This window comes from Kitasatospora sp. NPDC047058 (assembly GCF_040643935.1).
In the GTDB taxonomy this organism is placed as follows: domain Bacteria; phylum Actinomycetota; class Actinomycetes; order Streptomycetales; family Streptomycetaceae; genus Kitasatospora.
This window is the reverse complement of the sequence record NZ_JBEYVJ010000238.1, coordinates 1-11,584: the sequence shown is the minus strand read 5'-3', so window position 1 is coordinate 11,584 and position 11,584 is coordinate 1. Positions and strand designations below refer to the sequence as shown.

General features: G+C 71.8%; 9 protein-coding genes and 1 pseudogene. 3 read left to right on the top strand and 7 right to left on the bottom strand.

Annotated elements, in window-relative coordinates; translation table 11 throughout:
* Positions 1–349: DUF4118 domain-containing protein (locus ABZ885_RS27600; protein WP_360194043.1), on the bottom strand; the 349-nt coding region annotated here is incomplete at its 3' end.
* A gap of 111 nt (positions 350–460) precedes the next feature.
* Entirely contained in the window at positions 461–2,446 is a 1,986-nt protein-coding gene (locus ABZ885_RS27595; protein ID WP_360194046.1) for an APC family permease, read from the bottom strand.
* A gap of 416 nt (positions 2,447–2,862) precedes the next feature.
* On the opposite strand from ABZ885_RS27595, the gene ABZ885_RS27590 reads away from it, so the two are divergent.
* Positions 2,863–4,077: a saccharopine dehydrogenase NADP-binding domain-containing protein gene (locus tag ABZ885_RS27590; protein WP_360194040.1), complete on the top strand. Its 1,215-nt coding sequence runs from the start codon at positions 2,863–2,865 to the stop codon at positions 4,075–4,077.
* A 32-nt stretch (positions 4,078–4,109) separates the two neighbouring features.
* Here the strand turns inward: ABZ885_RS27590 and ABZ885_RS27585 are convergent, their stop codons facing one another.
* The 3 genes from ABZ885_RS27585 to ABZ885_RS27575 form a co-directional block, all read right to left on the bottom strand.
* Complete coding sequence (locus tag ABZ885_RS27585; protein WP_360194037.1) at positions 4,110–5,201, bottom strand: FAD-dependent oxidoreductase; 1,092 nt, start codon at positions 5,199–5,201, stop codon at positions 4,110–4,112.
* Positions 5,198–6,205: a hypothetical protein gene (locus ABZ885_RS27580; protein WP_360194034.1), complete on the bottom strand. Its 1,008-nt coding sequence runs from the start codon at positions 6,203–6,205 to the stop codon at positions 5,198–5,200. Before ABZ885_RS27580 ends, ABZ885_RS27585 begins: the two co-directional genes overlap by 4 nt.
* Positions 6,206–6,382: 177 nt before the next feature.
* Positions 6,383–8,215, bottom strand: coding sequence for an APC family permease (locus tag ABZ885_RS27575; protein WP_360194032.1), 1,833 nt, complete (start codon positions 8,213–8,215; stop codon positions 6,383–6,385).
* Between the two features lie 819 nt (positions 8,216–9,034).
* Here ABZ885_RS27575 and ABZ885_RS27570 point away from each other — a divergent pair.
* Positions 9,035–9,130, top strand: a pseudogene (locus ABZ885_RS27570) (ABC transporter permease); the annotation flags it as partial.
* Positions 9,131–9,237: 107 nt separating this feature from the next.
* Here ABZ885_RS27570 and ABZ885_RS27565 read toward each other — a convergent pair.
* Both ABZ885_RS27565 and ABZ885_RS27560 read right to left on the bottom strand, forming a co-directional pair.
* Complete coding sequence (locus tag ABZ885_RS27565; protein WP_360194029.1) at positions 9,238–9,669, bottom strand: hypothetical protein; 432 nt, start codon at positions 9,667–9,669, stop codon at positions 9,238–9,240.
* Between the two features lie 7 nt (positions 9,670–9,676).
* The gene (locus tag ABZ885_RS27560) at positions 9,677–10,231 is read right to left on the bottom strand and encodes a universal stress protein (RefSeq protein ID WP_360194027.1); all 555 of its coding nucleotides are present in this window, start codon (positions 10,229–10,231) and stop codon (positions 9,677–9,679) included.
* Between the two features lie 303 nt (positions 10,232–10,534).
* Between ABZ885_RS27560 and ABZ885_RS27555 the strand changes: the two genes are divergently transcribed.
* Entirely contained in the window at positions 10,535–11,350 is an 816-nt protein-coding gene (locus ABZ885_RS27555) for a hypothetical protein (protein ID WP_360194024.1), read from the top strand.
* Positions 11,351–11,584 lie beyond the last annotated feature (234 nt).

Sequence of the window (11,584 nt, the reverse complement as noted above, 5' to 3'; positions counted from 1 at the left end):
TCAGGGTGTGGACGGGCGGGATGAAGAAGTAGTTGAGCAGGACCGAGGCGACCAGGGAGGCCAGCAGGGCGGAGGAGGCGCCGCCGAGCAGGGCGGAGGAGGCGCCGCCGAGCAGGGCGGAGGAGGCGCCGCCGAGCAGGGCGACGGCGACCACGCCGAGCTGGAAGATCAGCGCGTCCGTCGTCAGGTTCAGATCCGCCCCGAACGGCGAAAGCACGGCCGTGAGCAGCAGGGGCACGATCAGACCCGAGGCGAACCCCAGAACAGTGCGGCGCCGGGAGTGGCGGCGGCCGAGGGAGGGCAGCCGGCCGCGGCGGGGGCCGGTGCCGGGGGTGAGGTCGCGGGCCATGGGCGCTGCTCTTTCGTCGTGGTACGAGGTTGGCAGGGTGATGCTGCAGGGCCCGAACGTGCCGGTGGTCCCGGGCAGCGCGCTGCCCAGGACCACCTGTCCGCACGCGGATCAGACCTTCTCCGTCTCCGGGACGCCCTTGGCCCGGGCGGGCTCGCCACGACGGACCGAGCCGGGTGCGCGGCGGGCCGGGTGGTCGGCACGTGGTGCGGACGAGAGCTGCCACGGCACGCTGATCACCATCACGCCCGCGGTGAACAGCAGCCGGCTCTTCAGCCACAGCGCCGACTGGTTGTGCAGCAGGTGCTCCCACCAGTGGCCGACCACGTACTCGGGGATGAACACCGCCACCGCCTCGGACGGGCTGGTGCGGCGGTACTCGCGGACGTACTGGACGACCGGCTTGGTGATCTCGCGGTAGGGCGACTCCAGCACCTTCAGCGGCACCTGGACGCGCAGTTCGTCCCACTGCCGTTCCAGCTCCCGGGTGGCGTCGCTCTCCACCGCAACGGTCAGCGCCTCCAGCGAGTCCGGCCGAAACGCCTCCGCGTAGCCAAGCGCCCGCAGGGTGGGCTTGTGCAGCTTGGAGACCAGCACGATCCCGTGCACCCTGGACGGCCGTACCGACTCGGCGTCCGGGTCGTCCACCGCGAGCTCGTCGGCCACGCTGTCGTAGTGCCGGCGGATGCCGCGCATCATCACCCAGAGCACGACCGCCGCGACCACGGCCAGCCAGGCGCCCTGGGTGAACTTGGTCAGCAGGACGATCACCAGCACCAGCGCCGTGGTGACGGCGCCGAGCGCGTTGATGATCCGGGAGCGCTGGGCCGAGCCGCGCACCGAGTTGTCCGTCTCACCGGTCAGCACCCGGTTCCAGTGCTTCACCATGCCGATCTGGGAGAGCGTGAAGGAGGTGAAGACGCCCAGGATGTAGAGGTGGATCAGGCTGGTGACGTCCGCCCCGTACAGCCAGAGCAGGCCCCCGGCCACCACCGCGAGCGCGATGATGCCGTTGGAGAAGGCCAGGCGGTCGCCGCGGGTGTGCATCTGCCGGGGCAGGTAGCGGTGCTCGGCCAGGATCGAGGCCAGCAGCGGGAAGCCGTTGAAGGCGGTGTTGGCCGCCAGGATCAGGACGAGCGCTGTAGCGGCCTGGACGACGTAGAACAGGATGCTGTCGGTGCCGCCGAAGATCGCGGCCGCCAGCTGGGCGATCACGGTCTGCTGGGTGTGGCCGGAGCAGCCCCCGGCGATGCCGGTCAGCTGGCACGCATCGTCGACGTAATGCACCTTCGCCATCAGCGCGAGCGCCGTGACCCCGACGAACATCACGATGGCGGTGATGCCCATGACGCTCATCGTGGTGGCGGCGTTCCTCGACTTGGGTGCCCGGAAGGCCGGCACGCCGTTGGAGATCGCCTCGACACCGGTCAGCGCCGTGCAGCCGGAGGCGAACGCCCGCAGGCCCAGCATCAGCAGGCCCAGCCCGGCCAGGGTGTCCTTGCCGTCCACGGGGACGATCCCGAGGGCCGCGCTCTCCGCGACCGGGGTGTCCCCGAAGAGCGCCCTGATCAGGCCCGTGATGATCATCAGCAGGATGGCGCCGATGAACAGGTACGTCGGCGCCGCGAAGGCCTTGCCGGACTCCCGGACACCGCGCAGGTTCATCGCCGCCAGCAGCGCCACGAAGCCGACGGCCATCGGCACGCGGTAGTCCGCCAGCCCGTTGAACGCCGAGATGATGTTGTCGACGCCGGAGGCCACCGACACCGCGACCGTCATCACGTAGTCGACCAGCAGCGACGCGGCCACCACCAGGCCGGAGTTGGCGCCCAGGTTGCGGGACACCACCTCGTACGAGCCGCCTCCGCTCGGGTAGGCGTGCACGACCTGGCGGTACGACATCACGACGACCGCCATCAGCGCGACCACACCGGCCGCGACCCACGGGGTCAGGTACAGGAAGGCGGTGCCACCGACGGTGAGCACCAGCAGGATCTCCTGGGTCGCGTAGGCGACCGAGGAGAGCGGATCGGAAGCGAAGATCGGCAGCGCCAGCCGCTTGGGGAGCAGCGTCTCGCCGAGCTCCTCGCTGCGCATGGCTCTGCCGATCACTAGGCGCTTGAGCGCCTGGGGCACGTTGAACACACCGGCGAGCGTATGGCGCTCCAGCGTTAAGACAAGCAGCCCATACGATCAAGGGCGTACCGTCGGCACATGCGCTCGGATCGACATATTCCCAGGTCAGCGGCACATCGGGAGCGTGCAGAAGGAGCAACGGAGGCCGTTAAGGGGTCGCGTTAAGGTGTCGTCAAGATGCCCCGCCGCGTGCGCGAATATAGAACAAATCCGACATTCCGACCAAGCTGCGTACACATCACATCCGAGGGCGCTCAGGCCCGCATCGACGGCATTGCGCACCGGGCGCGCGGCGCCACCGACGGCCGAGACCGTTGACAGTGCCCCGACAGGCTCCTAGCGTGACGCAGTCGATTACCCGCAAGTAGGGACTGTTGATGGCCGAGCCGCGTCCGTACGACCTCGTCCTGTTCGGAGCCACCGGGTTCACCGGCGGGCTCACCGCCGAGTACCTGGCCCGGGCCGCGCCGGAGGGCTGCCGCTGGGCACTCGCCGGGCGGGACGAACGCAGACTCGCCGCCGTCCGGACGAAGCTGGCGCAGATCGACTCGCGCTGCGCCGACCTTCCGCTGCTGATCGCGGACGCCGCGGACCGCGGGGCGCTGCGCGACGTGGCCGCCTCGGCCCGGGTGGTGGTGTCCACGGTCGGCCCGTACCTGCGGCACGGCGAGCCGTTGGTGGCGGCCTGCGCGGACAGCGGCACCGACTACGTCGACCTCACCGGCGAGCCGGAGTTCGTCGACCTGATGTACCTCCGGCACCACGAGCGCGCGGTGGCCACCGGCGCGCGGCTGGTGCACGCCTGCGGCTTCGACTCGGTGCCGCACGACCTCGGTGTGCTGTTCACCGTCGAGGAACTGCTGCGCCGCGGCGGCCCGGCGACCCGGGTCTCGGTCGAGGGCTTCGTCCGTGCCGGCGGCACCATCTCCGGCGGCACCTTCGCCTCCGCGATGACGGCCTTCTCCCGACCGCGGGCGATGGCCCGGGCCGCCCGGGCGCGCCGCGCCGCCGAGCCCCGGCCCGACGGACGGCTGATCCGCACACAGGCCGGCCGGCCGCACCGGTCGCGGGCGGCCCGGGCCTGGGCGGTACCGATGCCCTCGATCGACCCGCAGGTGGTGTCCCGCTCGGCCGCCGCACTGGACGAGTACGGCCCGGACTTCGGCTACGCGCACTACGCGGCGGTGAAGCGGCTGCCGATCGCCCTCGGCGGTATCGCCGCGGTAGTGGCGGTCGCCCTCGCTGCCCAGCTGCCGGTGCTGCGCCGGGCCCTGGGGCGGCTGCGCAAGCCCGGCGACGGACCCAGTGCGGACCAGCGGGCACGGTCGTGGTTCGCCGTGCGGTTCGTGGCGCGGGCGCCGGGCGGGCGGACGGTCCTCACCGAGGTGTCCGGCGGCGATCCCGGCTACCAGGAGACCGCGAAGATGCTGGCCGAGTCGGCGCTCTGCCTGTCGTACGACGACCTGCCGCCCGTGGCAGGGCAGCTGACCACGGCGGTGGCGATGGGCCGGCCGCTGATCGACCGGTTGGTCGCGGCGGGCATCTCCTTCCGGGTGCTGGACACCCCGCCGACGACCGCCCCTGGCCGGTAGGGAGCCCAGAACACCCTCAACCAGTTGCCGGATCAACTGCCCGATGACGTCCGGAGAGCGGATCCACCCTGCCGCGCCCGGCCGTTGACGACCAGGTCGCGGATGATTTCACCGGCCGCCGGGGCCTGGCACAGGCCCTGGCCGGAGAACCCGGCCGCCCACAGGAACGGGCGGGCGTGGTGAGCGCCGATGAGGGCGGTGTTGTCAGGGGTGGCGTCGAAGGCTCCGCTCCAGCCCCGGTGCAGGCCGATGCCGTCCAGGGCGGGGTAGAGGGTTCCGAGCTGCCGGGCAACGCGTGTGAGCCAGGCGGTTCGGCCTTCGCCGGGCCGGGGGCGTCCCATTCCGACAAGGACCCGATCATTCCATGCGCGGATCCGTAGGCCTGTGGTGGCATGGAGAGTCATCGGGAGGGCGCCGACCGGCGTGGAAGGCAGGCCGGTGAGCAGCAGTTCGACCGGATAGGTGTCGACCGGCAGGTCGATGCCGGCCATCGAGGCCACTTCACGCGACCACGGTCCTGCCGCACACACGATGGTGCCGGCCAGGATGTCGCCTGCGGGTGTGGTGACGCGCCCGGCACTGCTGATGGCGGTGACGGGGGTGTGGGTCACCACCCGCGCGCCTGCCGCCCGGGCCGCTGTGGCGTAGCCGCGGACGACCGCGGACGGGTCGCAGTCGTAGGCCTCCGGGGACCATGCGGCAGCCACGATGGACCGCTCGTCGATCAGCGGATTGAGCGCCAGGGCTTCGGCCGGGGTGAGCAGGGACACGTCCACTCCGGCTTCCCGCTGTGCATCGTGGTCGGCCTTGAACGTCCGCACCTGCTCTTCTTCGTCGAACAGCACGAGGAATCCGACACGGCGCAGCCCCAGGGAAGTTGCGGTACGGGCGGTGAAGCTGTGGTAGGCGCGCAGGCTTCGCACGGCCAGGGAGCCGGTGCAGGGGTCGCCGGGGAAGTAGGTGCGGGCGACGTGCGCGGTGGCTGCGGAGGAGCCGGATCCGAGGGTGGATCGTTCGAGGAGCACGGTGTTCTCGCCGGTTTCGGCGAGGTGGCAGGCGATCGAGGTCCCGATCAGTCCTCCGCCGATGATGACTGTGCCGGCGCGCTCGGGCAGCGTGTTCATGCCTGGCCGCCCGTCCGGCCGGTCGGCTGCCGGCGAAGGTGGTCACCGGTCGTCCACGGGTACAGGTGAAGGCTCCAGCCGCCGAGGCAGTTGAGGTAGAGGGCCATCTGACTGGTGACGGCCATGAAGTCGGCGTGGTCCAGTTCGTCGAGCAGGGCCAGGAAACGCCGGGTGAAGTGCCACAGCTTCTCCAGGCCGCAGTAGCCAAGGAATTCTGCGGGGACGCCGACGAGTAGGCGCGCCATGTGCTGCAGGGCTCCGATCGGCATGCCCTGGGCCGCCCCGCGCACGAGGCCGCCATAGGAGGCGTAGCCGAGGGGGCGGATCTCGCCGTTGACGAACAGCAGCGTGGGAAGGACGGTCTCGAACGTACCGGCTCCGGACGGAATGTATCCGCGATGGATCTCGCCGAGTTCGGACGGTTCCGTCAGCCAGATCTTCTCGGTCTCGGCATGGATGTCGGCGACCAGGGCGCCGACCTCCTTGTCGGAGGTGTACAGGCGCGGAATGCGGTGGCCGCCCTGCTCGCCCTTCCTCCGGACTTCGGCCGTGATCGGCTTCTTCGTCGAGTAGACCGCGTCCCAGACGGCGCTGCCGGCCTCGGCCAGAGCGGGCATGTCCTGCTCGCGGATCCGGCCCACCGGAGTGGCCGGCATGGGTTCGGTGAGTGCACCGTACTTGATGCCCAGGTGTTGGAGAGCGGAACAGAACACCGTCCCGTCCGGCGCTTCGCGCCGGTCGGCGATCTTGTGGTCTGCGGGCAGGTGGAGCAGCGAAGGAATCGGCGCCACGTGGTAGAGGTGCTCTCCGGCCACCAGGGCATGTCCTTGGAGACTCCGGTAGGGCAACGCCTCCCATAACGCATCGGCCAGGGCAGGGTTGCGGCCGTCGAGTTCCGCGGTCACGGTTATGCCGATATCGGGCCAGGCGATCTCGATATGGCGGCCGGAAGACGTCCCTGCCAAGGCGTTCTCCTTCGTTCGGCGAAATGTCAGGAAGATCAAACGGACTGGTCGGCCGATGATGGCACAGGCGAACGTGGCCTCCCTTCCGGAAGCTCCTGCAGACCGGCAGGCGTTCCGGTTCCGTAAGAATTCACCGGGGCAAGGCATCGGACGGAGCCACGACGGTGGCGGTCACGGCGCGGGTGGTGACCGGCGCGGCGGGCACCCGCCCTGCCACTACATCCGCATCCGGAGCCGGCAGACCACCGCATCGGTGTGGCGGCGCAGGGCGCGGTCGATCACGGCGCCGCGCCGGTTCTGCAGGGCACGCTGCCAGGGGCGGGCCGGTTCGACCTCGGGGATCAGCACGGTGAGGCGGTCGTAGGCGCGTTCGGCGGCGAGCCGGTTGACGAGGGCGACGATCGGCGGGCCGAGCCGGCGGTGACCGTCCTCGATCTCCAGCAGCGGCACGCCCGGCTGCCACAGCTCCCAGTCCCGGCGCAGCGCGTCGGTCGCGATGCGGTCGTGGACGACGGTGACGGCGAGGACTTCGTCGCCGAGGGAGAGGGCGGCGGAGAGGCCGTCGCGGGTGAGGCGGGTGATGGCGGTGACGGGGACGACGACCAGGCTGCGCTGTGGGGTGAGCGGTCCGGGGATGCGGCCGAGTCCGAGGTGTTCGCCGATCCGGGCGTAGCTGCGGTGGACGGCCTCGAAGAGGAGGACGAGCAGGGGCAGGGCCAGGCAGATGCCCCAGGCGCCCTCGGTGAACCTGGTGCCGGTGACGACGAGGGCGGCGGTGCCGGTGAGCAGGGCGCCGAAACCGTTGAGCGCGGCCTTGGCGCGCCAGCGGACGGGTCTCTCGTGCGACCAGTGGCGGACCATGCCGACCTGGCAGATGGTGAAGCCGACGAACACCCCGATCGCGAACAGCGGGACCAGGCTGTTGACGTCCCCGCCCGAGCCGACCAGCAGCACGCCGGAGACCACGGCCAGGAAGAGCACGCCGTGCCGGTGGACCTGGCGGTCGGCGCGCAGGGAGAAGACGTGCGGCAGATGGTTGTCGCGGGCGAGCAGGTGGAGCAGGACGGGCAGCCCGCCGAAGGAGGTGTTGGCGGCGAGCCCGAGCAGGACGACGGTGGCGCACTGGACCAGGTAGAAGCCGACGCCGTGGCCGAGCGAGGCGTCCGCGAGCTGGGCAAGGACGGTGACGCCCTCGACCGGCTGCAGGTGGAAGCGGCCGATCAGCACCGCCAGTCCGATCAGCATCACGCCCAGCAGGGCGCCGAGCGCAACCTCCGTGTGCTGCGCGCGCTTCACGCCGGGCGCGCGGAAGGACGGGACGGCGTTGGCCACCGCCTCCACGCCGGTCAGCGCCGAGCAGCCGGCCGCGAAGGCCTTGAGCAGCAGCAGCGCGCCCACGGCCGTGGCGTTGTCAGACAGGACGGACGCGTGCCCGGCGGCGGCCGCGGTGCTCGCGGGCGCGTCCCGGAACAGGCCGACCACGATGATCGCCAGGATCGAGAGCACGAAGACGGCCGTCGGAGCCAGGAACCAGCGCGCCGACTCCGCGATCCCGCGCAGGTTCACCGCCGTGACCAGCGCCAGCACGCCCAGGCAGAGCCACACCCGGTCGTCGTACAGGCCCGGCACCGCCGACGTCAGGGCCGCCACTCCGGCCGTCACCGAGACCGCCACGTTCAGCACGTAGTCGATCACCAGCGAGGCCGCCGCCGTCAGCGCCGTCCGGCGGCCCAGGTGCGCCTTCGCCACCGCGTACGAGCCGCCGCCGTCCGGGAACGCCGCGATCACCTGCCGGTACGAGGCCACCAGCACCGCCAGCAGCACCGCGATCGCCACCGTCACCGGCAGCGTGAACCCCAGCCCGTACCCGCCGGCCGCGGCCAGCACCAGCACGATCGACTCCGGCCCGTACGCCACCGACGCCATCGCGTCCAGCGACAGCGCGGACAGTCCGCCGAGCACGGTGAGACGGTGACACTCGTCGGGTCCGACTCCGGTATCCGGTGGTGCGGGCTCGGCGGTGACGGCTGGGGTGGTGAGTTCGGACATCCGTGGCTCCAGCGATCGTGGTTGTGACGATCGTGCGGCGGCCCGGAACCTCGTCCGCCGCTTCCTACGCATTCCTGACGCCGACCTCTCCGGCCCTGACGTGATCTTGACGCCCGGCGCGATGACGCGGCCTTCAGGCGGCGTGGCCGACGAGCTGGTCGGCGAACTTGGGCGCGGCACAGTGCCGGACGCCCACGGGGCCGTCGATGCAAGGACGGGGCAGGGTCGGATGGCGATGAGCGGCGCGGGGCATGGCGCAACAGCACGCCGGGCCCGTGCGCACGACCGGCAGCGGAGCGGGGAGGCCGGTCCTACCGGACGGCGGTGACGACCGCGACGGCGACGACCCGCGGCCGCGTATGCGGCGGGCGGTCGTGGTGGCGTGTCGGTCGGTGCATGTCCCCGTCCAACGTCACGCCGTGGAGCCGGGGCAAGCCCGGCCGACCGGCCCTGACGGCTCCCTGACAGTCCGTTGACAGCCTCGGCGGCCGCGCTGAGGAAACGGTTCGCCGCCAGGCCCCACGCCCGAGCGGCGAACCGTTCTTCGCAGCTCACGCTAGGTGCGGCCGCTCTCCCGTCGGCCTGTCCTGACGCGTCCTTGACGCGGTCGACGGCCGTCTTGACGGAACCCTTGCGGGTCAGCCCGGTCCGGCAGACCGTCCTCGGATGATCACCCACTGAAGTCGGCGGGCGAGGTTCTTTCCGGACGTTCCCACCTCGCACCGGGGTACAGCAGGGCGGTGTGCCGGCCCTGCCCCCGCTGCCTACACGTCGATGTGGGAGCCCATGATGATGGTGCGGTCGCGGGGCAGGCCGAAGGGCGACAACGGGTGGATCGCCCTCGCCTGGTGCGTCGGCCTGACCGTGCTCGGCTACCGCTGGTCGATGGTGCGGTTCGACCGCGACCCGCGATAGACCGGCGGGCCACTCATCCCAGGGCGGCGTGTTCGTTCGGCCGGCGCGAGCAGACTGCGCAGCGGAAGGGCCGCCTCCGGTGGCCGTCCGGAGGCGGCGTGGCGCCGTCAGCCCAGGCGGCTCCGGTGGCGCCCGGGGAGGGGCAGATGCTCCACGCGGACCGCCCGACGGGGCAGGGCGGCAGGCAACGACAGCAGCAGAGCGGCCGTGGTGAAGAGGGCGAGGTGGCCGGCCTCGGGAGCGGGGCCGGCCCAGCCGAGTTCGGCGTGGCGGTGCTCCGCGAAGGCGTTGCAGCACAGCCAGGCGGCGAGACCGATCATCGGCGCCGCGGGCGGCCGGGAGAACGCGCCGGCCAGCGCAGCCAGCCCGGTGTAGGCGATGGAGGCGAACCAGCCGGAGTGCAGTTCCCCGAGCCACCCCAGGCCGAGCGCGAGCGCCCCGCCGGCAACCAGCGTCACCGTGCCGGACATCGAGACCGGGAGCCGGTCCACCACCGGGTGGAACCCGTTGCCGCCGGGGCGGGCCGAATACATCCGCACGGCGCGGCTATCCCTTCGCCAGGACCAACTCGGGCGCGGGCCCGACCGGCAGGTGCCACCGGTTGCGCCGGTGCAGCACCTCCAGCTCGTGCTGGAGCTCCGGCTTGGAGACGGTGAGCACCGAGCAGCCGGCCTCGCGGACGCAGTACGCGGTCACCGAACGGCGCAGCCGACGCCGCAGCAGGCCACCGCTCTGCCCGACCACGAGAAGGTCGTCCGCACGGTCGGCAACAGCAACGAGCGCGGGTCCGGTCTCGCCGCGGACCACCACCGGGTTCAGTGCCACACCGGGGTCACCGCCCGCGAAGGCCGTCTCCAGCGCGGCGGTCAACCGGTGCTCGGCGGCCGCGCGGACAGCGGCCAGCAGCGGCGGGCAGGGGGACCGGCGGTAGCCGATCTCGCCGCCCGGCGGCTCCCAGGCCAGGACGGGCACGAATTCCGCTCCGGTGCGGCGGGCCTCGGCCACGGCCCGGTGAAGGGCGGCCAGACTGCCCAGCGACCCGCTCACCCCGACCACCACCCGGCCCAGCGGCCGTTCGTCGTCCCGGTGGCTGCCGTTCATGTTCCGTCCTCGCATCGCCGTGTCGCTCTGTCGTTCGCCGGTTGTCAGCGCCTTCCAGCCAACCGGCCCGGCCAGGGGTCACCCTGCGATCTTGACGGCATCCTGACGCCGGCGACCGCCATCAGAACGTGTCCCTAACGCCGGATCACCTGGGCGCCGACGACAAGGAATCATCAGGGCCGGACACCGCACCGCCAGGCCTTCGTCGGTCTGCTGGAGCACACCGCCCGCAGGCGCCTGGACACCGCCTTCGGCCAAACCTTCGGCGGCTACCCCGCCGACTCGGACGACGAGACTGCGACGGTGAACACCCTGCCGCCGGTGCCCGGCCCCCTCCGCCTGCCGGTACCGGACCCGCGCGCCCGCGACCTCGCTCCGGACTATGCGGGTATGCACGCCCTGGTGGACGACCTGGTCCTGCCGGGCGAGGCGTCCATGTACGTCATGAGTGCCCTGGAAACCTCCCGGGAGCTGATCCGGCATTCCTACTACCGCTACGAGTTCGCCACCGTGGCCGTCACGCACTCCCTGTTCGCCCTGGAGCACGTCCTGGCCGAGCGACTGGCGGTCGACGAGCCCCTCGGGGACCTGATCGAGTCGGCCGCCGACGCGAGGCTCATCACGGCCGAGCTCGCAGCCGCACTCGCGCCCTGCCGCTCACTGCGCGACAGCCTCGGCCAGGGCACTGCGACCAGCGGCGCCCTCACACCGACCAGGGCCGTCGCGATGGTGCGTGCCGTCTTCGACGCCGTCTCCGTGCTCCTCCGCCCACCGTCCGCGGCAGCAGCGACCGCCGCCGGGACTGGCGGAGCACCGCCGGGAGACCGGCTCGGCCGGCTCTGGGAGGAGCACCGGCGTGCACCGTTCCCCGCGAGCTTCCGCGGCGTGGACATCGAGGGCGTGGACCTGGTCCTCTTGGACGCCGACATCGCGGGCCTCGTTCAGAGCGAGGTGGACGGCGGACTCGAGAGCGCTGGCGTCGCCGTCCTCTGGAGGTGTATCGCCGACCTCGACAAGACCCTGCCCCTGATCAACGAGGCATACTGCACCTCCTACTTCACGGGACTTCGGACGCTCGCCCGGTTCGTGGCAGCACGCCACCTCCCCACCGCGACGTGACCGGGCGGGGGCGCCGCGCCCCGTCGGGTAGCCGCTCTGCCGGCCCGGAAATGCCGTTTCGCGGCCGGGCCGGTGCATCTAGGCTTCGGCGCATGTCACAGCCAGTGCGCCTCCTCGTCCTGATCACCACCCAGCCCGGCTCGGCCAGGGCGGGCGGGAAGCTGCGGTCGTCGCCGGTCGTCTCGGTCATGCCCGCACGGTAGCGCTCCGCTCGGACACTCCCGCGCCCGTCTG